The 26408-nt window shown below is 38.3% G+C and carries 24 protein-coding genes; 17 read left to right on the plus strand and 7 right to left on the minus strand.

From position 1 onward, the window contains the following. Positions 1-46: 46 nt before the first annotated feature. Positions 47-2332, minus strand: a complete 2286-nt coding sequence (lptD, locus tag RI844_RS17760) for an LPS assembly protein LptD (RefSeq protein ID WP_348395981.1) — start codon at positions 2330-2332, stop codon at positions 47-49. 222 nt (positions 2333-2554) lie between these two features. On the opposite strand from lptD, the gene RI844_RS17765 reads away from it, so the two are divergent. From RI844_RS17765 to djlA, 3 genes are read left to right on the plus strand one after another with little or no spacing between them, the layout of a single operon-like run. Further along, positions 2555-3565, plus strand: coding sequence for an aminoglycoside phosphotransferase family protein (locus RI844_RS17765; protein WP_348395982.1), 1011 nt, complete (start codon positions 2555-2557; stop codon positions 3563-3565). After that, positions 3562-4248, plus strand: a complete 687-nt coding sequence (gene murU / locus RI844_RS17770; protein ID WP_348395983.1) for an N-acetylmuramate alpha-1-phosphate uridylyltransferase MurU — start codon at positions 3562-3564, stop codon at positions 4246-4248. The genes RI844_RS17765 and murU overlap by 4 nt, the downstream gene beginning before the upstream one ends. 1 nt (position 4249) lies before the next feature. Next, positions 4250-5038 carry a co-chaperone DjlA gene (gene djlA, locus RI844_RS17775; protein WP_348395984.1) on the plus strand — a complete coding sequence of 263 codons (789 nt, stop codon included), beginning with the start codon at positions 4250-4252 and terminating at the stop codon, positions 5036-5038. 70 nt (positions 5039-5108) lie between these two features. Here djlA and lpxL read toward each other — a convergent pair whose 3' ends face one another. Then, a complete protein-coding gene (lpxL, locus tag RI844_RS17780; protein ID WP_348395985.1) occupies positions 5109-6047 on the minus strand; it encodes an LpxL/LpxP family Kdo(2)-lipid IV(A) lauroyl/palmitoleoyl acyltransferase in 939 nt (312 codons plus the stop codon). A 131-nt stretch (positions 6048-6178) separates the two neighbouring features. Here lpxL and hldE point away from each other — a divergent pair, with 131 nt between their 5' ends. Then, complete coding sequence (gene hldE, locus RI844_RS17785; RefSeq protein ID WP_348395986.1) at positions 6179-7606, plus strand: bifunctional D-glycero-beta-D-manno-heptose-7-phosphate kinase/D-glycero-beta-D-manno-heptose 1-phosphate adenylyltransferase HldE; 1428 nt, start codon at positions 6179-6181, stop codon at positions 7604-7606. 137 nt (positions 7607-7743) lie between these two features. Here the strand turns inward: hldE and tolC are convergent, their stop codons facing one another. Beyond that, entirely contained in the window at positions 7744-9096 is a 1353-nt protein-coding gene (gene tolC, locus RI844_RS17790) for an outer membrane channel protein TolC (protein WP_348395987.1), read from the minus strand. Between the two features lie 159 nt (positions 9097-9255). Here tolC and RI844_RS17795 point away from each other — a divergent pair, with 159 nt between their 5' ends. From RI844_RS17795 to RI844_RS17855, 13 genes are all read left to right on the plus strand, one after another. Then, a complete protein-coding gene (locus RI844_RS17795) occupies positions 9256-9891 on the plus strand; it encodes an NUDIX domain-containing protein (RefSeq protein ID WP_348395988.1) in 636 nt (211 codons plus the stop codon). Positions 9892-9913: 22 nt separating this feature from the next. After that, positions 9914-10363, plus strand: a complete 450-nt coding sequence (locus RI844_RS17800; RefSeq protein ID WP_348395989.1) for a DUF1249 domain-containing protein — start codon at positions 9914-9916, stop codon at positions 10361-10363. Between the two features lie 27 nt (positions 10364-10390). After that, positions 10391-11146, plus strand: coding sequence for a metallophosphoesterase (locus tag RI844_RS17805; RefSeq protein ID WP_348395990.1), 756 nt, complete (start codon positions 10391-10393; stop codon positions 11144-11146). Positions 11147-11165: 19 nt separating this feature from the next. After that, complete coding sequence (locus RI844_RS17810; protein WP_348395991.1) at positions 11166-11756, plus strand: YqiA/YcfP family alpha/beta fold hydrolase; 591 nt, start codon at positions 11166-11168, stop codon at positions 11754-11756. Between the two features lie 119 nt (positions 11757-11875). Further along, positions 11876-13765 (plus strand): DNA topoisomerase IV subunit B, encoded by a 1890-nt coding sequence (parE, locus tag RI844_RS17815; RefSeq protein WP_348395992.1) that lies wholly within the window; start codon positions 11876-11878, stop codon positions 13763-13765. Positions 13766-13986: 221 nt separating this feature from the next. Beyond that, a complete protein-coding gene (locus tag RI844_RS17820) occupies positions 13987-14544 on the plus strand; it encodes a lipid-binding SYLF domain-containing protein (RefSeq protein ID WP_348395993.1) in 558 nt (185 codons plus the stop codon). A 170-nt stretch (positions 14545-14714) separates the two neighbouring features. Continuing rightward, positions 14715-14906 (plus strand): hypothetical protein, encoded by a 192-nt coding sequence (locus RI844_RS17825; protein ID WP_348395994.1) that lies wholly within the window; start codon positions 14715-14717, stop codon positions 14904-14906. A gap of 121 nt (positions 14907-15027) precedes the next feature. Beyond that, complete coding sequence (locus RI844_RS17830; RefSeq protein ID WP_348395995.1) at positions 15028-15552, plus strand: lipid-binding SYLF domain-containing protein; 525 nt, start codon at positions 15028-15030, stop codon at positions 15550-15552. 96 nt (positions 15553-15648) lie between these two features. Further along, positions 15649-16080 carry a VOC family protein gene (locus RI844_RS17835; RefSeq protein ID WP_348395996.1) on the plus strand — a complete coding sequence of 144 codons (432 nt, stop codon included), beginning with the start codon at positions 15649-15651 and terminating at the stop codon, positions 16078-16080. Positions 16081-16204: 124 nt separating this feature from the next. Next, positions 16205-18469, plus strand: a complete 2265-nt coding sequence (gene parC / locus RI844_RS17840) for a DNA topoisomerase IV subunit A (RefSeq protein ID WP_348395997.1) — start codon at positions 16205-16207, stop codon at positions 18467-18469. A gap of 109 nt (positions 18470-18578) precedes the next feature. Further along, positions 18579-19328 (plus strand): 1-acylglycerol-3-phosphate O-acyltransferase, encoded by a 750-nt coding sequence (locus RI844_RS17845; protein WP_348395998.1) that lies wholly within the window; start codon positions 18579-18581, stop codon positions 19326-19328. A gap of 4 nt (positions 19329-19332) precedes the next feature. Continuing rightward, positions 19333-19716: a ribonuclease E inhibitor RraB gene (gene rraB, locus RI844_RS17850; RefSeq protein WP_348395999.1), complete on the plus strand. Its 384-nt coding sequence runs from the start codon at positions 19333-19335 to the stop codon at positions 19714-19716. Positions 19717-19735: 19 nt separating this feature from the next. Further along, positions 19736-19900, plus strand: a complete 165-nt coding sequence (locus tag RI844_RS17855; RefSeq protein WP_348396000.1) for a hypothetical protein — start codon at positions 19736-19738, stop codon at positions 19898-19900. Between the two features lie 257 nt (positions 19901-20157). On the opposite strand, the gene RI844_RS17860 is transcribed toward RI844_RS17855, so the two are convergent. From RI844_RS17860 to pepA, 4 genes are all read right to left on the minus strand, one after another. Beyond that, positions 20158-21285, minus strand: coding sequence for a DUF481 domain-containing protein (locus RI844_RS17860; RefSeq protein ID WP_348396001.1), 1128 nt, complete (start codon positions 21283-21285; stop codon positions 20158-20160). A 134-nt stretch (positions 21286-21419) separates the two neighbouring features. After that, positions 21420-24275 (minus strand): valine--tRNA ligase, encoded by a 2856-nt coding sequence (locus RI844_RS17865; RefSeq protein WP_348396002.1) that lies wholly within the window; start codon positions 24273-24275, stop codon positions 21420-21422. A 13-nt stretch (positions 24276-24288) separates the two neighbouring features. Beyond that, positions 24289-24750 carry a DNA polymerase III subunit chi gene (locus tag RI844_RS17870; protein ID WP_348396003.1) on the minus strand — a complete coding sequence of 154 codons (462 nt, stop codon included), beginning with the start codon at positions 24748-24750 and terminating at the stop codon, positions 24289-24291. 1 nt (position 24751) lies between these two features. Further along, positions 24752-26257 (minus strand): leucyl aminopeptidase, encoded by a 1506-nt coding sequence (gene pepA / locus RI844_RS17875; RefSeq protein WP_348396004.1) that lies wholly within the window; start codon positions 26255-26257, stop codon positions 24752-24754. Between the last annotated feature and the right edge of the window lie 151 nt (positions 26258-26408).

Consider the following 26408-nt stretch of genomic DNA (forward strand, 5'->3'; position numbering starts at 1 on the left):
AACTTATTAAAATCTATTTTACTTTTAATGTTGGCCCAAATATGACTTAGTTACTTAGAAAATACGGGCGTTTGTAGCCAAATATGCCTGATTCTAACATATCATCTATAGGAAGTGGTTTTTGATTTCCACCTAATCCTTTAAGAATAAACTGTAGCATAAAACCATTATCAAATTCATCGCGATTTTCATTACTAAAATCTTGCTCATCTAAATTAGTATTTATATTGCGATAAACGGCAAATCGTACAGCCCAACAGCAACTTTCATATTGCACCCCACCATAGGCTTCAAGTGACCGTTTTCTGATTAAATCATGAGTTACCCGGCCAACAAATTGCCAATCTTCATTGATTGGAAAACTTGATAACGCTGATGCTTGCTCAATTGGCACACCCGAAACATTTTCAATATAGCGATGACTCAACTGAAAAATATTACTATTATCTTTACGGTAATCTATGCTTACATGGCTTTTGTCGGTGCGTTTATTCTCTGTATCGTACTGAATATCAGATTGAAATTGCCATCGCCGAGCTAGCTGAATAAACATATCAGCTGCAAGAGCCGAAGAATCTTCTCGTTTACCTTCCTCATCGAAACTAATGTTACTATCATCTAAGTAAAATATACGACCTACGCTAAGGTGAAATAGTTCCGTATTAGTTTTATCTAAAAGTCGAGTTGTCGCACCAATAGATACTTGATCAGCTTCTGCGATTCTATCTAAGCCACTAAATCTTCGGTCTCTAAATAAACCATCAAAATCGTCCTGTAGGGGAGAGGTATCATAAATAAATATATCGCTTTGATCTTTTTCTGGAATATATAAATATTGAATCTGTGGCTCAAATGTGTGGGTCATATCTTCAACAAAAAAAGAGGTATCTCTGTCAAAGTTCAGGCCAGTATGTATTCTAACTTTTGGTAAGGTTCTATCTGCATCTTCAGTAATATTAAGTCCCGTAGATATATTAACGGTATCAATATTATCTTGTTGGTAAGCGGTATGCATCACTCTAAAGTCAGAATTAATAAACCAACCAGGTTTTGAATATGGAATGGAAAGTCCTGCTTCTATGTGTAACCTATCAGCCGTTGGTAAATCCTCATCAGATATATCAAAGTGCGAGTATTCACTATAAATATTCAGGGTGCTATTGAGAAAGCCTAATGGTTGATAAAGGTCGAATTCCAATTGTGGCAACGTTCGGTAACTAGGGTTATTTTCGCCGAGTACTTTAAAGTCTTGTACCTTAAACGTTGAATGCCAGTTATTAGCAAAATATGATAGTTCACCTATGCGCCATAAATATGCTTCCGATTTGCTAAATTGTTTACTGCCTATATCGACTAAGTAATTATCATCACTGATATCACTGTAATCTACATACACTCGATAATCATTGGCAAATGTACCTGCATGCTGAAACCTTGCTAAATAACGGGCATCATCGTTATTTATTAATTCTTCGTCTTTATCTAAATATTCTAAATCTATTTGCCCAAATTGCTGATCAGTCAAATATCTAAATTCTGTGTTTAATTGAGTGCCACGCTTTGACATATAATACGGGGTGATGGTGGCGTCCATATTATCAGCAATATTCCAATAAAAAGGTACGCCGAACTGAGCTCCCTTATTATTAGATGAAGATATAACAGGGTATAATAAACCTGTTTTACGCTCATCTGTAAGTGGGAAGTTAAAGTAAGGAAGATAAAAAACAGGGACGTCTTTTACTCTAAATACTGTGTTCCAAGCCTCTCCTTCATTATCTTCAGTCGATAAATTAATTTCACTTGCTGATAGTTGCCAGTCAGGTACTGTTTCAACACAAGTAGTAAAGCTTGAATCTGTTAGTGTTGCGCCTTGTTCACTTATTTTTATTTCACCAGCCGCACCTCTCGCTGATGATGAATGTAATTGATATTGAGAGTTTGATAAGACCATTTTTTTATCAATGGAGCTTGCTATTAAACCATCAGAATTTATGGTCATAGAGCTATCTTGAAAACGGGTATTACCAGTAGCTGATATTTTACCATTTACTCTGTCGACCAGTATTTCGTCAGCTGCTATTTTTTTATCAGCAGAAGCTAGTTTAACCCCTCCAGAAAAACGGGTTGTCTGATTTTTTTCAACGTATGATTTTTTTGACTCTATTAAAATAGATTGTTGGTCGAGCAGTGTTGGGTTTTCTAGAGTAATAGGGGCAGGAACAGGAATAGGGCACTTGACTATTAATGGTTGAATGTCATTTTCAGCAGCGATAGCAACGCTATTAGCAGCTAATAAAATGACCAAAAGTAAACTACGGGTGTGTGACATGCATAGTCCGGTAAATAAATGCTGCTTTGATCTGCAAAATTATTAACCTCAAAGATAATTGAGTTTTTACAGACTTTTTAATTATTATTACAATACAATAAGTTTAACATAGCTTTAGGCAATAATTTTACTAATAATTCAACAAATTATATTTTAGTATTTTTCATTAAGGTATATTGTAGTTAATTCTAGTTTATTCACATCAAATTTTGGGTACTTTCTTTGTCTGCTCTAACTCGTAAGCAAAAGCTTGAAGCTTGGTTGGCTCATCTATTTCCAGATGATTTATTCAGTATTAACCCTCTAACTGGTGATGCCGGTTTCAGAATTTATTACCGTTTAATTATGGAAGAAAACAGCTATATCATCGTCGATGCACCACCTGAACAATTGAACAATTTGGCGTTTGTAAGTTTAGCCCATTGTTTTCGTTCAGCCGGATTAATTGTGCCTGAAATCATTTACTACGATGAAACAAATGGCTTTATTTGTATATCGGATTTTGGCGATACTCTATTGAGTGATCAACTTAATAAAACCACGATAGCTGAGCTCTATGAAAAAGCGATAAAATTGTTACCAAAAATTCAAAATGTAAAAGCGCAAGAACAGTGGCCACTGCCAATTTATGATGCAGCGTTTTTACAGCTAGAAATGGATATTTTCAGCGAGTGGTTATTGCAAAAGCATCTAAATATTTGTTTAACGAATGATGAAATAAAGCAATTGCAACAATGTTTCGATTTGTTGATAACAAGTGCACTAGAGCAACCACAAGTAACCGTACATCGCGACTTTCACAGTCGTAACTTAATGTTAATTGAAAGTGGTGATATCGCTGTAATCGATTTTCAGGATGCTGTTACTGGGCCATTTACCTATGATTTGGTTTCATTACTTAGAGATTGCTATGTACGTTGGGATGACGAATTGATCGAACCACATATTAACCATTATTATTTAAATAGTAATGTCGATGTTAGTTATCAGCAATTTAAGCGTTGGTTTGATTTCATGGGTTTACAACGTCATATTAAAGCGAGCGGAATTTTTGCCCGTTTATATCATCGAGATGGTAAACAGGGGTATTTAAAAGACATTCCCTTAACATTGTCTTATATAGTCGATATTGCCGGAAAGTATCCAGAGTTAAGTTGGTTAAGTCATGTAGTTAAAAATAAAGTAATCCCGAACATTAAAGCACTTGAAACTGTGAACAAGGTTGAAGTATGAAGGCAATGATTTTAGCGGCAGGACGCGGCGAAAGAATGAAACCTCTAACCGACAATTGCCCTAAACCTTTATTGAAGGTAGCAGGAATATCTTTGATAGAACATCATTTGAATAATCTTAAGGCGGCAGGCATTACTGACATTATTATTAATCATGCTTGGCTAGGTAAGCAGATAGAAGAGTATTTTGACGATGGTAAGAAGTTTGGCGTCTCAATTAAATATAGTGCGGAGCTTGATGGTGCATTAGAAACTGCCGGCGGGATTGTTAAAGCATTGCCTTTATTGGGAAATAAGCCTTTTTTAATTGTTAATGGTGACATTTATTGTCAGTACCCATTTAAACAACTACCAGTATTAAAAGAGGGGGAGTTAGCTCACTTGATTTTGGTCAAAAACCCTGAACATAACCGACAAGGGGATTTTGCCTTTAGTAATGGCAAGAGTAATGACAAATTAAAGTGGGGTAAAGAACTTACTAATAAATATACTTATTCTGGTATAGGGCTATATCAGCCTAAATTATTTGCCAATATGAAGATTGAAAAAGCACCATTAGCACCCATCTTAATTGAAGCTATGAAAAAGGATGGTATAACAGGTAGTTTATATCCCGGCTTATGGAGCGATATTGGAACACCTGAGCGACTAGCACAAATTAATAAACAAATAATGGAAAAGTAATATGCGAATTTGGGGAAAAGTATTCGGTTTTGCGCTAGGGTTTATGGCGGGTCGAATAATTGGCGCAATTATTGGTTTATGGTTAGGTCATAAGTTTGATCAAGGTATGGGCATAGACTTCAACGCGTTCAATAAACAAAACGATAATGAACGTCAAAATGCCTTTTTTAAAGCGACGTTTTCGGTGATGGGCCATATAACCAAAGCGAGTGGTCGTGTTACCGAAGATGAAATTGCCTTTGCTCGTGGTGCTATGAAGCGTTGGGGATTAAATCAAAATACCACGACAATTGCCCAACAAGCATTTAATCAAGGCAAACAGGAGTTTTTTGACTTAGATAAACAACTAAGACAATTAAAGAGTTCTTGTTTTGGTCGACATGACTTATTGCAAATGTTTATTGAAATTCAAATTCAAGCGGCCTTTGCTGATGGTGAACTGCACCCTAAAGAGCGCCAAATCCTGCACAAGATTGCACGAAGTTTAGGCATATCGGCGCGAGAATTAGACTTTTTGTTAGATCGAATTGTTGCCGGAGAACAGTTCCATCAAGGCGGCGCAAAAACGCCTCAACAAGCGAAAACCCAATTGGAAAATGCTTATAAGATTCTTGGCGTTACTTCGAACACTGAGCATAAAGACGTGAAAAAAGCCTATCGCAAATTAATGTCTCAACATCACCCGGATAAACTTGTCGCGAAAGGCTTGCCACCAGAATTGATGGAAGACGCGAAACAAAAAGCGCAAGATATTCAAGCGGCATACGAATTAATTTCCGCCCAAAAATAAACGCATTAATTGTAGGGTCAGAGTCAAATTAAATAACTTTTGATATTTAATTTGACTCTGACCCTACTTTTTAATCGTAAAATTTAGGATCGGTTTTATTTGGTCTGGTTTTAAACCTACGATGCAGCCACATGTATTGCTCAGGCTCGCGTAGAATAGCCTGCTCCACCAGTTGATTTATTCTTATAATGTCTTGTTCATCATCACCGCTTGGGAAGTTTTCAAGTGCCGGTAAAAATTCTAGAATATAACCACTATCATCAGGCAAACGTCTAGGGATCAACATTAACGTTTTTACATTTTTGACTTTAGCAAATAACATTGTGCCGATAGTCGATGCAGTATGCTCTACATTAAAAAAAGGAACAAAAATAGAACGTTTTCGGCCATAATCCTGATCAGGTAAATACACGCAAGTCTCTTTTGCTCTAAGTGCTTTTATCATACCTTTAACATCGGTTTTATCGATCATGTACTTGTTTGAACGAGAGCGACCGCTATGCTGAAAATACTCCATTAATTCATTATGATTTGGACGATAAAAAGCCACGGTTGGATGAACATGACCGGTTGCGCGACCTGAAAATTCCAGACTAAGGTAATGCAAGGTGAGTAATAAAATGCCACTGCCATCAGCTTTTGCTTGTTCTAGATGCTCTAGCCCAGAAACCGTAATTTTCCGCTTTACCCGCCAATCAGGCCACCACCAGCCCATGCCGGTTTCAAATAAGCCAATACCTGTGTTTTCAAAATTCTTTTTCAGCATTACCTGGCGTTCTTGCTCAGAAAGTTGTGGAAAACAAACAGCAATGTTTTTCTTGGCAACTTTTAAGCGTGTGCCGCCAAACTTCATCATTAAGCGGCCAACCATACGACCCATCGTAAGTTGCACTTTATAAGGCAACCAGGAAATAGTGTACAAAATGATAACACCGAGCCAGGTTAGCCAATATTTTGGCAATAGGAAGCTAAGTTTAAATTTTTCTTGTATAACTTTATTTTTGCTCAAGGATCAATCAACTCATTGAAAAGCTTATGTTACACTATACTCAATAACACAAATAATTACCTGTTTAGGTCTAAGTTGAGTATCGAACTAGCATTTAGTATTCAACTATTATATCCATTTTGGAAACCAGTATGAAAGTAGATATCCCAAATTTTAATCAAGCCCGAGTTTTAGTCGTTGGTGATGTAATGTTAGATCGCTATTGGTCTGGACCTACAGCAAGGATCTCGCCAGAAGCGCCAGTACCTGTGGTTAAAATTAGTAATCATGAAGATAGACCAGGCGGCGCAGCGAATGTGGCATTAAACATCGCCAGTCTTGGTGGTCAAGTTACGCTTTCTGGGCTAACTGGTGACGATGATGTAGCCGAAAACCTAGACACTAACTTATCAGCGATGGATGTTATTTGTAAGTTTTCTCGCAACATTGATGTTCCGACCATAACGAAATTAAGAGTGTTAAGCCGTAATCAACAATTGCTGCGCTTAGATTTCGAAGAATCATTGCATCAATTAGATAAAACTGAACTCAATAATTTAGTGGAACAAAACATTAGGCAACATCACCTTTTATTACTGTCAGATTACGATAAAGGTACGTTATCTAACGTAAGTGAAATAATTGCTTTAGCAAAGAAAAATAATATTCCGGTGCTAGTTGATCCTAAAGGCTCTGATTTTTCAAAGTATAGAGGAGCAACATTAATCACTCCTAATTTATCTGAATTTGAAGGCGTTGTCGGGCCCTGTAAAGACGAGGCTGAATTAGTCTCTAAAGGTCAGCAGCTGCTGGTTGAACTCGACCTGGAAGCTTTGTTAGTAACTCGCTCAGAACACGGTATGACTCTAATTCGAGCGAATGAAGAAGAATTACATTTACCTACTCAAGCGCAGGAGGTTTATGATGTTACTGGTGCTGGTGATACTGTTATCGCAACGTTAGCCTTGGCTGTTGCCGCCGGTTCTTCTTTTTGCGAAGCTAGTGCATTAGCAAATATTGCAGCTGGTGTCGTTGTTGGCAAAATTGGTACATCAACTGTTAGTGAAGTGGAAATTGCCCAAGCTATTTCATCTGGACAAGAAAGCGGCTCAGGTGTGGTTAGTGAAGAGCAATTAAAAATTATGATCACGCAAGCAAAACAACGTGGTGAAAAAGTGGTTATGACTAATGGCTGTTTTGATATTTTACATGCTGGCCATGTATCTTATTTAAGTCATGCTGGTAATTTAGGCGATCGCTTAATTGTTGCTGTTAACGATGATGATTCAGTAAAACGACTAAAAGGCACCGGTCGTCCTGTAAATCCTATAGACAGACGTATGGCTGTTTTAGCTGGTTTAGGTGCAGTTGACTGGGTAGTAAGTTTTTCTGAAGATACGCCGCAACGATTAATTGCCAACTTATTACCTAATACCTTAGTGAAAGGCGGTGATTATAAAGTTGAAGATATTGCTGGCGGCAAAGAGGTAATTGCAGCAGGCGGTGAAGTACAGGTGCTTAATTTTGAAGAAGGCATTTCAACCACAGAGATAATTAACACAATCCGTTTAGAGGACTAGCCGAGTTACGAGGTTAACCATGAACTTGTTTCAGGGGCTTTATTACTAACGTAACGTTCGGATAAATTCGGAACAACCAAAAAATAAAGGCGACCAATCGGTCGCCTTTAAGTTTTCATACTAGTAGTTAAGTTTAGTTACTTTGCTAAAGTTAACCCTTGGTTGATTGCCGAAATATCTTCTTCTGAAATAGTACCTGCCGCTTCTTTTAAACGAAGCATATTAGTAATGTATGAGTAACGAGTACTCGATAGGTTACGTTTAGCATTGTACAAATTACGAGTACTTTCTAATACATCAACAATTGTACGAGTACCAACCTCAAAACCCGCTTCAGTTGCTTTTAATGCACTTTCAGCTGAAATTACCGACTGTTCGAATGCTTTTACGCCTGAGATAGTGGCGACAATAGTATTGTAAGAGTTGCGCGATTCACGAACGACACCGCGGTAGGTAATTTGCATATCTTGGCTCGCGGCAACATAGTTATGTTGGGCAGCGCGAACTTTAGAGCTGGTGTTACCACCAGAATAAATTGGCACACTTAACTGAATACCGATCGACTGATCATCTTGTTCAACCCCATTAAATGTATTACAACCACCATAGGAGCCATTCGCTACATCACATTCTCCATCAGTTTCAGTCGTGCCATAACTTCCCGTTAAACTCAATGTAGGCAGATGATCGGCACTTTCAATATCAATGGCTTCTTTAGCTATATCCATGCTGATTTTTTGCGAGATTAATTGTAGATTTTTCGCTTCGGCCATTTTCTGCCAGTCATTAGCACTACTTGGTGAAGGCATTGTCGCACTGAAACGCTCAGTGTTTAATACGTTTAAATCACGAGGGTAGCTACCGGTAATTTCACGTAAAATTTCTTCTGTAGTATAAACAGAGTTTTGCGCACGAATTTCTTCTGCTACTGAGTTATCAAATTGTGCTTGTGCTTCATGAACATCGGTAATCGCGGTTAAACCAACCGAGAAGCGTTGTTTAGTTTGCTCTAATTGACGTTCAATAGCCTTTTTCTCGGCAACTGCAAACTCTAAACCATCGTATGCGGCTAATACATCAAAGTAAGCACCTGTTACGCGAGTGATCATTTGTTGTTTAACAAACTGGTAATTTATATCACTTTGATGCGCACGTTTTTTCGACGTATCCAAGCCTAACCAGCTGCTGTGATGATAAAGTTGCATGCTTAGATCAAGACTCATACGAGTTCTTTCAGTTTCTTGGGTAAAAAGATCATTTTCTTCTTCAGAATCTGTAAAAGATGCATTGGCAGATAATTTTGGCAATAAAATAGAACGTGCTTGTTCAATGTTTTCTTGCGCAGCTTTATACTGAGCTTGCGCTTTCAATGAAGTTGGATCGTTTTGTAGTGCTAACTGGTATATTTCTTGTAAATCTTGCGCGGCTACCACTGAACTAGTACTAGCTAACACAACACCAACAAATAAAGAGTTAAGTCTGTTTGTCATGAGTTTCTTTTCCATTATTTACACAAACTGATATATATTTGCTAGTTAGTGTAACTGTTTTTAATGTTATGCTGAACAATAATAAGTCAATTCAACTTTAATAAAGTGTAACAGAATTTATTTGTAACAGACTGTTATTACTTATAAGAATTACAAACTATGCCAAAAAATAACATAATTAAACAGTATTGTTCTAACGATGTCACCGTTAAGGCACGCGATATTAAGTACCAAGGTTTTTTTCGTATTGATCAATATCAAATTAAGCATAGGTTATTTAATGGACAGTGGGGGAGTTTAATTTCACGTGAAATTTTTGAACGTGGTGATGCTGTTGTGTTAATCCCCTACGATCCAGTTAACAAAAAATTGTTATTAATAGAACAATTTCGTCCTGGTGCAATTCGTACAGAATCATGTCCTTGGTGTTTTGAATTTATTGCTGGCATGTTTAGCGATAATGAAAGCCCAATAGATGTTGTTATAAGGGAAGCCGAGGAAGAAGCTAACCTAGTTGTTAATGAAAGCCAAATGCGGCATGTAATGAATTATTTATCTAGCCCGGGTGGTACAAGTGAGAAATTGTACATGTATGTAGCTTTAATGGATCTTGCTAATGTGGTTAATGGTACTATCTCTGGTCTTGCAGAAGAAAATGAAGATATAAAATCGCATTTAATGGACTTAGATGAAGCCATTAATTTATTAAATGATGGTAAAATTAATAATGCCTCAACGGTTATTGGCTTACAGTGGTTGGCGTTAAACCACCAACATTTACTAGCAACTAAATAAAACTCAAAGGTGTTCTAAATAAATGACTAAATATCGGCCAAGTTTGAAAGGACTTGATCAATCATTTGAGAAAAACTATATGCTATTAACCCGGTTATTAGGGGGAATGGATGAGCCTTGCGAAGAGCGATATTTTTTTATTACCGATGTACTTGAATATAAGGTAGCTATATTAGAGAAAACTAAGTATACCCATTTAGTTGAATTTAAACAGCTTGTCAGTCAAACCGAGTCTTTAGCGAGTAAAGTACATTTGCCCAAGCCAAGTATGACAATACGCATTTATCATGACGCTCGTCTGGCAGAAGTGATCGAAAGCCAATACATAAAGCAAATTAAACCACGATATGATTATCCCAATCAGGAAATGCATTTACCTGATGAAAAACAACAAACTCAGCATTTTTTAACCGAGTGGCTTCACCTTTGTTTAACTGAAGGTAAAGCCAATATACAAGTTAATATCAAATAGTTAAAAACATAAAAGCTACAATTGCATATGAATCATTTAACCATAGCCCAATTTTCTGATTGTCATTTATTTTCTACGAAGGATGGTATGCATTGCGGCCGTAATGTATTTAGCAATTTATCCAGAGTACTTGCGGAACTTGCTGAAATGAAGTGTCTGGATGCGGCAGTTTTCACCGGTGACTTAACTCAAGATCACAGCGTTGCATCATATCAACTATTTAATCAAGCAGTTATAGATAGCAACCTTAATTGTCCTATATATTGGTTAGCCGGGAATCATGATGAGGTTGAGTTGTTGAATGAGCACTTAATAGCAAAAAATATTCAACCAGACAAAAACATACTAATCAGTAATTGGCGGTTGCTGTTAATCGATTCTAAAAGTGAAACGCCTGCTGGTTTGGTAAACAAAAAACAGCTAGATAGAATTCGACGCCAAAATGGTAAAGATGAATACACCTTAATCTTGATGCATCATCATGCTATTGATGTTGATTACTTTATTGATAAACATGGCCTTAAAAATCAAACTGAGTTTTGGCAAGCAATTAGCCAAAACAGCTCAATAAAAGCGATTTGTTGTGGCCATATACATAGGGGCTTAAATATAGCAGCAGAAAATCAAGATTTACCGCCACTATATACCTGTCCGGCTACTTCAATTCAATTTGACCCAGAAATTGAAACAGTTGCAGCGTTAAATATAGGACCGGGTTATCGAATGTTGAAATTATTTGCCAATGGCAACATAGAAACGTCTATCAATCATTTAAGCGAATAAAGCTATAACAGAATAAGATATGAAGAAAAAAATACTGGTGATTCATGGTTTTAACAGTTCACCACAATCTTTTAAAGCACAACTAACGAAGCAATATATACGACAACACCTTTCGCATGTGGACGTAGTATGCCCTCAGTTATTATCAAATCCCAATGCAGCAATTGCGCAGTTAATGGATATTATTGATAACGATAAGCAATGCCAATGGCACTTAACCGGCTCATCGCTTGGTGGTTTTTTTGCAACCTATTTAGCTGCTAAATACAACTTAAAAGCGGTTTTGATAAACCCTGCTATAAGGCCTTATGAATTACTAGAAGATATTCTAGGAGAGCAAATCAATCCATATACTAAGGAAGTGTATCAAGTCACCTTAGAGCATATGCAGCATTTAAAGGCATTTGAAATAGATAAAATAAACGCAAAAAATTTTTTAGTTATGGTACAAACAGGTGATGAAGTGTTAGATTATCAACAAGCAGTTGATAAATATCAGCACTGCCAACTTTGCGTACAACAAGGTGGTGATCATAGCTTTATTAATTTCGATGAAATGCTGCCCGATATCGTTAACTTTTTTCAGCTGAATAAAGCGGCTATGGATTAATATTAATTTAATAAAATAATTAATGACTAAACCGAATAGTTAACTTGATTCAAATGCTTAACTGAAGTAAAAATAAAACATAAACGCTGTTATAGATAATAAAATAACTAGAAGAATTCATGACTGATCAATATAACTCCGAATCCATTGAAGTATTAAGTGGTTTAGACCCAGTACGTCGCCGCCCGGGCATGTACACTGATACCGTTCGTCCAAATCACCTCGGCCAAGAAGTAATCGATAACTCTGTCGATGAAGCATTAGCGGGCCATGCCCAAAATATTCAGGTTATCTTACATGAAGACCAATCATTAGAAGTTATTGATGATGGTCGAGGTATGCCAACTGATATTCACCCTGAAGAAGGCGTCCCTGGTGTAGAGTTAATCTTTTGTCGGTTGCATGCTGGTGGTAAATTTTCAGGTGATAACTATCAATTTTCCGGTGGCTTACACGGTGTAGGTATTTCTGTTGTAAACGCATTATCTAATCGTGTTGAAGTAACCGTAAAACGCAATCAGCAAGTGTTTGAAATGGCTTTTGAACATGGAGAAAAAGTTTCAGACCTAACGGTTGTTGGCGAGGTTGGCAAACGTAACACTGGTACTAGAGTACGCTTTTGGCCCGATGCCAGTTATTTTGACTCACATAAGTTCTCGGTTTCAAAACTCATTCACATATTAAAAGCGAAAGCGGTACTTTGCCCTGGCTTAAATATAAAGTTCAATGACAAAGTGTCTAATACCAAACACCAATGGTGTTACCAAAATGGTTTAAAAGATTATTTAGTTGAAGCGCTTAAAGGTTATGTGAGTTTACCAGAAGAGCCTTTTATCGGTGCTTTTACTTCGACTCATGAAGCTGTAGATTGGGCTGTTTGTTGGTTACCTGAAGGTGGCGAAAGTGTTGGTGAGAGTTATGTTAACTTAATTCCAACCATTCAAGGTGGTACCCATGTTAATGGTTTACGCCAAGGCTTACTTGATTCAATGCGCGAGTTTTGTGAATTTAGAAATTTAATTCCTCGTGGCCTTAAATTAACACCAGATGATATTTGGGATAAATGTTCATATATTTTATCAGTTAAAATTCAAGACCCACAATTTGCAGGGCAAACTAAAGAGCGTTTATCGTCAAGACAATGTGCTGCTTTCGTATCAGGTGTAGTAAAAGACTCTTTTAGTTTATGGCTAAATGAACATACAGAAATAGCAGAAGCACTTGCCGAATTTTGTATTTCTAATGCTCAACGAAGATTACGAGCAAGTAAAAAAGTTGTACGTAAGAAAGTTACTCAAGGTCCAGCATTACCTGGTAAATTAACCGACTGTGGCTCTGGCGAGCCAGAGCGTACAGAATTATTCTTAGTGGAGGGTGACTCTGCCGGTGGTAGTGCCAAGCAAGCTCGCGATAGAGATTTTCAAGCGATTATGCCATTGCGCGGTAAGATTTTAAATTCTTGGGAGGTAGAGTCCGGTCAAATTTTAGCATCACAAGAGATTCATGATATTTCGGTGGCTTTAGGGATAGACCCTGATTCGGAAGATTTATCAACATTAAGATACGGAAAAATTTGTATTTTAGCGGATGCCGATTCCGATGGTCTGCATATCGCTACATTACTTTGTGCATTATTCACACAGCATTTTTTACCGCTTGTTCAGGCGGGGCATGTATTTGTTGCTATGCCACCGCTATACCGCATTGATATCGGTAAAGAAGTGTTTTACGCATTAGATGAACAAGAGAAAGATGGCGTACTCGACCGAATTGAGGCCGAGAAAAAACGCGGTAAAGTAAATGTACAACGTTTTAAAGGGTTAGGTGAGATGAACCCATTGCAACTTCGTGAAACCACCATGGATCCAAATACTCGCCGTTTAGTGCAACTTACCGTTGATGACTTTGATGTTACTATGGAACTGATGGATATGTTGTTATCTAAAAAACGATCTGGCGATCGTAAGGAATGGTTGCAAGATAAAGGAAATTTAGTCGATTTTGATTGATTTCTATAAATTATCGTAAACTTTAATGAGCCTAGATAACCGCAGGTTATCTAGGCTTTAGCCCTTCGAAAAGTTCATAATTACATTTCTAATACAAATTAATACCATTTACATACAGACAACATTTAATTAACAACTATACTTGTTAACAAGTTTAGTTATTTCAGTGAGTTAGTCTTTACATATTTACTGAATGTATATTGTAAAAATAATAAAAGGTAATGTTAATGAAAAAATTATTTGTAATACTCACAGCTCTAGTTCTATCTGCTTGTTCAGCGACCGGTGATACTCCGGCGGAACAAAAGTCTGCAATCGCTGCAATGAATAACCAAGTTATTGCTGATGTAGAAAAAGCTAGCCCTGGTGCTATGGCTCATATCAAATCTGCTCCAGGTTATGCGACCTTCAGTAATGCGCAAATAAATCTTATTTTTGTAGCTGCCGGTGGTGGTTATGGCGTGGTAAATAATAATCAAACTGGTAGTAAAACCTATATGGATATGTATGAAGGTGGCATAGGCTTTGGTCTAGGCGCTAAAGACTTTAGAGCTGTATTTGTTTTTAATACGGCCGAGTCAATGAATATGTTTGTCAAAGAAGGTTGGGCGTTTGGCGCAGAAGCTGATGCTGCAGCAAAAGCAGATGAAAAAGGTGGCGAAGTTGGCGGCGGCGTGACTATTGGCGACATCACAGTATATCAGCTCACTGAAACCGGCTTAGCTTTGCAAGCAACGGTTAAAGGCACCAAATATGTTAAAAATGATGAATTAAATTAATCCACTAATCGTAATTATACGAGAATGGCAACCAAGCAATTGGTTGCCATTTTTTTGCTCTGAAGCTGGCTACATGCTGTTTGTCATTAACCCCCCATGTCCTGATGTATATCATATGTTGTGCTAAAACTTTACAACAACGGATTGAAAATTAATGATAGAAAGAACTGATGAAACATATTGTTTTATCTTTGATTTCAATTTTATTGGCTTGTTCAAACACTTCTCCACTAGCAGGGCATCAGCGTGCAGGGATATTAAATATACAAGGTTCAACTATTGCGCAAGTTGATGTTAATGGGCAAACAACATTGATCTTTATTGATACTGCCCGGTTTTGGCAAAGTGATCGACTAAATTAAGTATTAATAACTTAATGGGTTACATTTAAGAAACATTACACTAACAAATCTATCGCACTTAATTATTCATTTAAATTTATAATCACCTTATTAAAAATAAACTTAAAAGTAAGGTATTTCTATGAAGTTAATTTTGGCTTTATTCGCTGCTATTGCCGTGTCAGGCTGTTCATCTATAGCAGATACTAGATATGAAATGGCAAATAATCATATGAATCAAATTAGTAATATCGAAGAAATTAGTCCTGGAGCACTAACTGAAATCAATGATGCACCAGGTTTTGCGGTATTTAGCACTGCAGAAGTTAACTTGTTGGTTGTATCAACGGGTACTGGTCATGGTGCGGTTTATAATAATGAAACTGGCGAAAGAATTTACATGGATGTGTTTGAGAGTGGTGTTGGTGTAGGGATCGGCGGTAAAGATGTAAACACTGTTTTGGTATTTAATACCATTGAGTCATTAGAGAAATTTACTAAAGATGGCTGGGTTTTTGATAATGAGCTGGATGCTACCGGTAATGGCTCCGTTGTAAACGGTGAAAAAATTGGTGATATAACTCTGTATCAGTCAACAAAGACCGGTGTAAATTTACACGCTATGCTAAAAGGTACGCGGTTTTCAAAAAGTGAATACTTGAATTAAATTGAAATAATAAAAAAAAGCCGGAAGTATTTTAAATGCCTCCGGCTTAATTGTGTGTACAATACTAATAAATACCTAAATAACAATGGTTTTAGTATGATTGAACAAGCTGACAAAACTCTTTGTCATATCTCCATAGGTACCAACAAACTTGCAAAAGCAAGCGAATTTTATGATGCATTGTTACCTACATTAGGCATCAATCGAGTAGTTGAGCATGAGCAAGCCGTTGCTTATGGAAAGAATAATTATCCAACATTTTGGCTGCAAATTCCTTATGACCAACAACAAGCTTCTGTTGGTAATGGCTCACATATAGGTTTTATGGCAAGCAATAAACAGCAGGTAAATAATTTTTATCAGTTAGCATTAGACTTGGGTGCCACTTGTAATGGTAAACCTGGAGCGAGATCTGAATACGGAGAACCGTATTATGGTTGTTTTGTTATAGACCTTGATGGACACAGAATTGAGGCAAGTTTTTGGGATGTAGAACTGGCAAAGAAAATATACGCTAAAAATCCCTAATTTATTCACAATTTCTATTTTGTGAATATCAAAATTGCGATAAAGTGGTAATATACCAAGTTAAATAAAATAATAATAAGCTAGCTAGCAGAGTGTACTGCCACTATAGGGAAAACCATTCGTTATGTCTGATGCAATCGAATTGAGTTTAGATGGGATTGAACAACTCCCACTTAGACGATTTACTGAAGATGCCTACCTAAACTATTCTATGTACGTGATCATGGATCGTGCTTTGCCGCATATTGGTGATGGCTTGAAGCCTGTACAACGACGCATTATTTACGCAATGAGCGAACTAGGCTTACATGCCGGCGCTAAATATAAAAAATCTGCGCGTACTGTTGGCGATGTATTAGGTAAATTTCATCCACATGGCGACTCTGCTTGTTATGAAGCTATGGTTTTAATGGCCCAACCTTTTTCATATCGCTATCCATTAGTTGATGGCCAAGGTAACTGGGGGGCACCAGATGATCCTAAATCATTTGCGGCAATGCGTTATACCGAATCAAAACTATCTAAATTTAGTGAGTTATTATTATCTGAGTTAGGCCAAGGCACAGTGGATTGGGCTCCAAACTTTGATGGCACAATGAAGGAGCCAAAAACACTACCAGCTCGTTTACCGCATATTATGTTAAATGGTATTACCGGTATCGCTGTTGGTATGGCGACCGATATTCCACCTCATAACGCCCGTGAAATGGCCAATGCATGTGTGCATTTAATTGAGCAACCTAAAGCCGAGTTAGGCGATTTACTTGAACATGTTCAAGGTCCTGATTATCCAACTGATGCTGAAATTATTACCCCAAGAAATGATATTGAAAAAATATATCAAACCGGTCGTGGTAGTATCAAAATGCGAGCTGTGTATGATGTTGAACAAGGTGATGTTGTTATCACTGCGTTGCCACATCAAGCATCAGGCGGGAAAATTTTAGAGCAAATCGCGGCACAAATGACCGCCAAAAAACTGCCGATGGTAGTTGATTTACGTGATGAATCTGATCATGAAAACCCAACGCGTTTAGTCATAATACCTAGATCAAATCGGGTTGATATAGAGCAGCTAATGCAGCATCTATTTGCCACCACTGATCTAGAGAAAAACTATCGTGTTAACTTAAACATGATTGGTTTGGATAACCGTCCTGCAGTTAAAAATTTAAAACAAATTTTAGCTGAGTGGATTGAATATCGCCGCGAAACAATTCGACGTCGATTGCAGTACCGCTTAGATAAAGTGCTAGCGCGATTGCATATTTTAGATGGCTTATTGGTGGCCTATTTAAACATTGATGAAGTTATTGCGATTATCCGTGAGTATGATGATCCTAAAGCAGAATTAATGAGCCGTTTTTCGTTAAGTAAAACGCAAGCCGAAGCAATTTTAGAAATAAAATTACGTCAATTAGCGAAACTTGAAGAAATTAAAATTCGTGCCGAGCAAGATGAGCTTGCAGCAGAGCGTGATTCACTCGAGCTAACCTTAGGCTCTAAAGCGCGAATGAACACGTTAATGAAAAAAGAAATTTTAGCTGCAGCAAAAGATTATGGTGATGAACGCCGATCAAAACTGATTGAGCGTGGTGAGGCGAAAGCACTGAATGAAAAAGACTTGATGCCATCAGAGCCTGTAACTGTTGTAGTATCTGACAAAGGCTGGGCAAGAGCTGCAAAAGGTCATGATATTGACGCATCAGGATTAAGCTATAAAGCTGGCGATGAATATTTATGTTCAGCCAAAGGGCGAAGTAATAGTCCGGCTGTATTTATTGACTCCAGCGGTAGAGCATTTGCCACCGATGCACATACTCTACCATCTGCTCGAAGCCAAGGTGAACCTCTTACTGGTCGTTTCAACTTAGCTGCCGGCGAAACCTTTACGCAAGTGGTAATGGCCAGTGATGAACAGAAATACTTATTAGCATCAGACAGTGGTTATGGTTTTATCGGTAACTTTGCCGATATGGTCTCGCGTAATAAAAACGGTAAAGCGTTATTAAGCTTACCACAGGGGGCGCAAGTGCTAGCGCCTGTTGAGGTGGATGATATTGACAACCAATTATGTCTGGCAATTACCACAGAAGGCAGAATGCTGTTATTCCCGTTAAAAGATTTACCACAATTGAGTAAAGGCAAGGGGAACAAGATTATTGGTATTCCTACGGCACGCGCAAAAGCGAGAGAAGAGTACGTAACCATTTTAACTATTGTCGGCACTGATGAGCCAATAACACTCTTTGCAGGTAAACGTAAGTTAACCCTTAAACCGAGCGATCTTGAACATTATCGAGGTGAGCGTGGCCGAAGAGGTAATAAACTTCCCCGTGGGTTGCAACGCGTTGAAAACATTTCTGTAGGCAACGATAGCGACGCTTAAACTACAAATAGTACCAACTTCAAATAACCCCAAAATACAATGTTTTGGGGTTATTTTTTGTGTATAATTGCGCCCTTATTCTTATTTTTAGGTTTTTGTGGGGCTTAAATTGTTAGCAGTAGTTCGTATTTTATTAGTAACCATCGCACTTTTGGTGATTTGTACCGTATCAATTTTGATGTGTATGGTAATTCCGTCTAACCGTAATAAGGCACACTACACCGCTCAGTTTGTTGGTGCATTGGCGAAACTATTTGGCATTGATGTAGAGATCAGAATGCCAAAAGAAGTCGAAGAGCTAGGCCCCGTTGTGTATGTTGCCAACCATCAAAATAATTACGATATTTTTACTGTAAGTGCGAGTTTACCTAAGCGTACGGTAAGTGTTGGTAAGAAAAGTCTGCGTTTGATCCCATTTTTTGGGCAAATGTATTGGTTTACCGGTAATATTTTGTTGGATAGAAATAATCGCTCTAAAGCCCATGGCACTATTTCTGCGACTGCCGATAAAATTAAAGAACGTAAAATTTCAGTATGGTTGTTTCCTGAAGGCACACGTAGTTATGGTCGTGGTCTGTTACCGTTTAAAACCGGCGCTTTTCATACCGCGAAACAAGCTGGCGTGCCAATAGTACCTGTATGTGTTAGCAATACCCATGATATGGTTGATTTAAACCGCTGGGATAATGGTAAAATGATCATTGAGTTTATGGCACCAATTAATATTGATGACGATTCTCGTGAATCAATTCGTCATATTGCCAATAACACCCACGAATTGATGCTCGCTAGAATTACTGATCTTAGTATTGAATCGGGCAATGAAATAATTAATGCTGAAACAGCAAAAGCAGGATAACTCGATGACAGAGCAAAGCGATACAAGATTAAATGCAGAAGAATTAAACGAATTACAAGAATGGTATGCTCATACAGAAGCGCTAGTAAATGAATTACTTGAAGATGGTTCGAACGATGAAGCCATGCATACCATCGAACACCACTTTGCCAGCTCAAGCTTTGAAGTGCTTGAGTCTGCAGCGATTGCAGCATTTAAACTTGGCTTAGAAGTTGAAGAACCAGAAGAAGCAGTGTTAGAAAATGGCGCTCGAGTTTTCGCTTTTGACATTGTTACAGAGCAATACCTTGATGAAGAAGATATCAAAGTAGAAACTAAAGCAATGTTCGAACTGGCGAAAAAATGTAATGTAGATTACGATGGTTGGGGAACTTACTTCGAAGAGTAGCTACTAGAGGGGATTTGATATGCAATGGTTAACGAATATTCTTCAGCCACAGATATTAGCTTTATTAATTCCGGTGATTGGTATAATCGCCTTTTTTGGCCATAAGGCTTTAAAGTCTCACCATCAACATTTAGAGCGTATGGAAAAGATCCGAAAAGGTATCGACCCTGATGCAAATGAATAAAACTCATCCATAAAAAGCGCTATTTAAGCGCTTTTTTTGATTCAGGGAATAATCAATGCAAATCACCATGGATGGTAATAGATTTGTAGATTCAGGGAATAATCAATGCAACGCCTTTCCATACATCCTGTATCCAAGGCATATAATACGTCCCTGTATAAATCACCATGGACCGTTCCATAACATCCAGTGATCATGGCATATATAACTTCTATGTTGAAAACGGTACTAGATTTGTAGATTGAGTAATAATTATTTTAAAAAGAATATTCTAAACCGACAATTAACAATACATCGTCGCTTTCTGGTAGCACACCATTCTCATCAGGGATCGGATCTTCGACTCGATCAACAATGGCTTTTAGCTCAATATCAAAATCTTTAACCACTTCAATATCGATACCTGTCTCTAAATGGTGAATTACTGAGCCAGACTCTTCACTAACAAATTTTGCGTTGTACAAAAATACATATTCAATATCGTCGGTAATATCACGTTCATAATTAGTACCAACAACCAATACTGGTGTTGTATCATCCTCTTCTTCATCTGCAGCAACATGATCGAAGGTGGTATATTGAACACTCGGACCGGCATACACATCCCATTTAGAGTCAGGTTCATCATAAATAATGTAACCTGCGGCAACACCTAAAGTTACTTGATGTTCGATATTAGTAAACTCGTTGGTATAATACTCAAAGCTGGGTAAACGGAAGAAAAAATTACGTGAGTAATACCAATCGTATGATGTATTAAAACGATGGTTCTCTTCAGTTTTTACTGTTTCACCCGTTTCCGGATCTTCAACTTCAGCAAAGATGCCTGTGTAACTTAACATTGTTCGAGATGTTGATGTTAAACGTCTGGCATTAGCTTGTAAGGCGTAATCAAAACGCTCAGAGTTACCACTCTTAAAATTCATACCTAAGCTTATATTACCGTCCCAAAGGCTCTCATCACTATGCTCTGATGCTGCAACGGTTAATAAGGTACTTCTAGGTATTGATACTCCTGGTTTGTCGATAAATGATACTTTATCTTCAGTTATCAATAATTGACCTTCATGGATTTCATCATTATCTAGGCGTATGCTCATAACATCTTTCGATCTAAGCTGAGCAATGTCTTTCATTTTAATGGTAACAATACCAAACTCATCGCTATCAAACTCCACTTCATCTTGATACATGGAGATGATATCACCGGCAACTAATTCACCATTTTTTAGTAGTATCCAGTCAAATTTTTTCGGAATTGCCGGCACATTAATTGGCCACTCAGGTGCAACTGAAGCTTCTTCTGCATTAACTACACTAGGCAAAACCGAGCTAGCAACAGTTACTAGCAAAATAGCTGGATAAAGTTTGAATTTTAATTTCATATAACTACGAATTAAACATTAATGTTTAGTATTTTAAACTACTATAACTTGAGTACACCTAAAAAAAAAGGTCAGTATAAAACTGACCTAGATTTAGTGATTTACAGGTAAACCACTGGTAAGCAACCGGTATATTAAAGGTTGGAAATTGTTTGTTTTTGCTCAGCTAACTTAGCTAGCATAGACTCAGCTTCGGCCAGTTTTTCTTGTTCTTTAGCAATAACCGCTTGTGGCGCTTTACTGACAAAGTTATCGTTGCTTAATTTACCACGGGTACGGGCCACGTCTTTTTCAAGCTTTTCAACGGCTTTACTTAAACGTGCCAGTTCAGCTTCAACATCAATTAAACCTGCCATTGGTATAAGCACGCTCATATCGCCTATTACGGCAGTTGCTGAAACTGGGCCATTATCATCGCTAGCTAATACTTCAATAGTGTCTAATTTCGCTAACGCACTTAAAAATGGTTTGTTGTCTTCTAAACGACGCGCATCTTCAGTATTCACTCCTTTAAGGAATACCGGTAATGGTTTGCTTGGCGCAATATCCATCTCACCACGAATATTACGAATAGCAATAATGAAACTTTTTACCCATTCCAAATCGTTAATTGCTTGCTCATCTAATTGCTCAGCATCAAATTGTGGGAAGCTTTGTACCATAATGCTATCTTCACTGAAATTAGCATTGGTAAGCGGTACGACGCGTTGCCAAATAGTTTCGGTGATGTAAGGCATTATTGGGTGCATTAAGCGTAATAATGCTTCTAATACTGTCACTAATGTATGACGAGTACCGCGTTGCTGTGCTTCATTACCTTTAAACAATACCGGTTTAGTTAGCTCAAGGTACCAGTCACAGAATTGATTCCAAGTGAACTCATATAACGCTTGTGACGCTAAATCGAAACGAAAAGAATCGAATGCCTCATGAACTGTTTTAACCGTTTGCTGGAATTGACCAATGATCCAACGATCAGCCAAAGATAATTCCATCTCACCACCAGCCAAGCCACAATCATGCTCTTCTGTATTCATTAATACATAACGACTGGCATTCCATAATTTGTTCGTAAAGTTACGGTAACCTTCAAGGCGCTTCATATCCCAGCTGATGTCACGTCCAGTAGATGCACATGCTGCTAAAGTAAAGCGTAGGGCATCAGTACCGTGAGCTTCTATGCCTTGTGGAAATTCTTTTTTGGTTAATTTTGTAATTTTTTGCGCCAGTTTGGGCTGCATCATATTACCAGTACGTTTTTCCAGCAAGTCTTCTAAGCCAATGCCATCGATCATATCTAACGGGTCGATCACGTTACCTTTTGATTTACTCATCTTATCGCCATTTTCATCGCGAATCAGACCAGTAACATAAACCTTTTTAAATGGTACTTGTGGTGTGCCGTCTTCATCTTTAACAAAGTGCATGGTCATCATGATCATACGGGCAACCCAGAAGAAGATAATATCGAAACCAGTAACCAACACATCAGTTGAATGGAACTTCTTCATTGCTTCTTCGTTGTCTGGCCAGCCTAAGGTAGAAAATGTCCAAAGTGCTGAAGAGAACCAGGTATCTAGCACATCATTATCTTGTGATAACGTAACAGCAGCATCTAAATTATTATTAGCGCGTACTTCCTCTTCGCTACGACCAACATAAACACGACCAGTGTTGTCATACCAGGCTGGAATTCTGTGCCCCCACCATAGTTGACGAGATACACACCAATCTTGAATGTCGCGCATCCAGGCAAAATACATGTTTTCATATTGCTTAGGCACGAACTCAATATCGCCATCTTCAACAGCTTTAATTGCTGGTTTGGCTAAAGTTTCTGCACGAACGTACCACTGGTCTGTAAGTAGTGGCTCAATAACAACACCTGAACGGTCACCATATGGTACGGTTAAGTCGTGATCTTTTACTTCATCTAATAGACCAAGTTCTTCGAATTTTGCCACGATAGCTTTACGGGCAACAAACCTGTCCATGCCAGCAAATTCTTGCGGGAGAGCAGGGCTGTATGCGTTTGAAACTTCACCATTACTGGCATAAATTTCTGCTGCCGATAGTATTGCTGCATTGCTATCAAAAATATTAATTAATGGTAACGAGTGGCGTTTACCTACTTCGTTATCATTGAAATCATGGGCAGGAGTTATTTTTACACACCCCGTGCCTTTTTCAATATCAGCATGCTCATCGCCAACAATAGGAATTAAACGGTTTACTAATGGTAATAAAATATTTTTACCAATTAAATCCTTATAACGTTCATCATCAGGGTTAACTGCAACGCCAGTATCACCAAGCATAGTTTCTGGACGTGTGGTGGCAACAACAATATAGTTTTTGCCATCAGCTGTTTTAACACCATCTGCTAATGGGTAGCGAAAATGCCACATGTGGCCTTTTTTGTCTTTGTTTTCAACTTCAAGATCTGAAATTGCAGTGTGCAATTTAGGATCCCAGTTTACCAAACGCTTACCACGATAAATTAAGTCATCTTCATATAAGCGGACAAACACTTCTTGCACGGCATTGCTCATGCCAGCATCCATGGTAAAACGCTCTCGGCCCCAATCGATTGAATTACCCAAACGGCGCATTTGCTTACCAATAGTGCCGCCAGACTCTTCTTTCCATTCCCAGATTTTATCGATAAACGCATCACGACCATAGTCATGACGGGTTTTATCTTCTTCGGCGCCAATTTTTCGCTCAACCACCATTTGCGTAGCAATGCCCGCATGGTCTGTACCCGTTTGCCATAACGTTGATTTACCTTGCATACGTTGATAGCGAATTAAGGTATCCATGATCGTTTGTTGAAAGGCATGGCCCATGTGTAGGCTACCCGTTACATTCGGTGGTGGAATAGCAATACAATAGCCATCACCTTCGGTAGTAGGACTAAAATAACCTTTCTCTTCCCAAGAAGAGTAAAGCGTTTGTTCGATATCAGCAGGGTTAAATGTTTTTTCCATGGTCTTCTATTTTTTACGCAGCTTGTACGGCAGGCGTTGTGCTTACATTAAAACCAAGCTGTTGATATGCGCGATATCTTAACCGGGCTAATTTTTTTAGCGCTTCGTCTGTTGGTACAAAGTCGATGATTTGTGAGAATTGACTGGCGAAGCTTGGTACTTGGCCAGACAAGTTAATTAATATATTTCTATTGTTCGTTGGTGCTTGCCAACTTATTTCAACGGGCGAACCACTATTTAAACCTTCACCAGGTAAATTATGTGGAACAAAACTGTTAGCATCAAATGCCCAGAGTAATTCATCAATTTTGTGCGCCATTTGTTGGTCATCACAAAAGATAAATACCCGTTGGTTTTGTCGGTAAAAGTCAGCGGCTTTTACGCAGGCTAAATTTAAATAACCAGTCAGGTGATCTTGTTCACTTTCAGTGTCGCTGTTTGCGTCGAGCAAATTAAAGAAAACCTGACCTGTCATGTTATTCGCCTTGTTCTTGACCGCTACGGTTTAACAAGAATTGGGTAAGCATACTAACCGGACGGCCCGTTGAGCCTTTGTTAGCGCCACTACGCCATGCGGTACCGGCAATATCTAAATGAGCCCAATGATACTTTTTAGTAAACTTAGATAGGAACACTGCTGCGGTAATTGTACCGGCTGCACGCCCGCCTAAGTTGGTAAAGTCGGCAAATGGACTGTCGAGTTGATCAGCGTAATCATCCCATAAGGGCAAACGCCATGCTCTGTCACCACTTTGATCTGAAGCGTTTAGTAGCTCATGAGCAAGTGGGTTATGAGAGCTTAATAAACCTGTGGCATGTGCGCCTAGAGCAATAACACAAGCACCGGTTAAAGTGGCTACATCGACAACAAGTTCTGGCTCAAAACGTTCTACGTAAGTTAATGCATCACAAAGAACCAATCGACCTTCAGCATCAGTATTTAATACTTCAACCGTTTGTCCTGACATAGTGGTTAATACATCGCCTGGACGGTATGCATTGGCATCCGGCATGTTTTCACAGCCCGCTAATACGCCAATAACATTAATTGGTAAGTCAAGTTGTACTAGTGAGTTCATCGCACCTAATACGCCGGCAGCTCCACCCATATCATATTTCATTTCATCCATAGCTTCTCCTGGTTTTAATGAAATACCACCTGAGTCAAAGGTTAAACCTTTACCAACAAGTACAATCGGTTTTGAATCATCGCCAGCGCCATTGTAGGTAATTACGCTCATTAATGATTCATTAACACTACCACGACCTACGGCAAGGTAAGAACCCATGCCCAGGCTTTCCATTTCAGCTTCATTAACCACATGAGTGCTGACTTTATCATTATTGGTGGCTAACTCTTCTGCTTGTTTAGCAAGGTAAGCAGGGTTACAAATGTTTGGTGGCAAGTTTGCAACGTCTTTACATACGGTAATACCGGCAGCAATGCCTAAACCGTGACTGATTGCTCGCTCACCCATAGGCAATTCACGACGAGTGGGTACATTGAAAACTATTTTACGAAGTGGACGACGTGCTTCTTCTTTACGAGTTTTTAAGCTATTAAAACTGTATAAACAATCTTGAGTTGCTTCAACTGCTTGACGAACTTTCCAGTAAGTGTCTCGGCCTTTAACGTGCAATTCTGATAAGAAACATACGGCTTCCATTGAGCCAGTTTCGTTAAGAGTGCTAATAGTCTTACTTATAATTTGACGATACTGGCGTTCATCCAGCTCACGCTCTTTGCCACAACCTACTAATAAAACGCGTTCGCTTAGAATATTCGGTACTTGATGTAATAATAACATCTGTCCTGATTTACCTTCTAAATCGCCACGACGTAAAAGGTTAGAAATATAACCGCCGCTGATCTCATCAAGTTGCTCAGCTACAGCTGACAAACGACGTGGCTCATACACACCAACTACGATGCAGGCACTGCGTTGTTTTTCTGGGCTGCCACTTTTTACACTGAACTCCATGAACACTCCTATTTAATACTTACTTTATGTTTAATTGCTTGTTTTTGGCTTATTTTGTCACTTTCAACTTGCTAAAATCTGCCTTTAGCAGATAGACTAAATAAGGCCTTTCGTTTTTATTTTCGCTGTATAAGCTATTATTATAGCTAGA

This window comes from Thalassotalea fonticola, from assembly GCF_032911225.1.
Classification (GTDB): Bacteria; Pseudomonadota; Gammaproteobacteria; order Enterobacterales; family Alteromonadaceae; genus Thalassotalea_A; species Thalassotalea_A fonticola.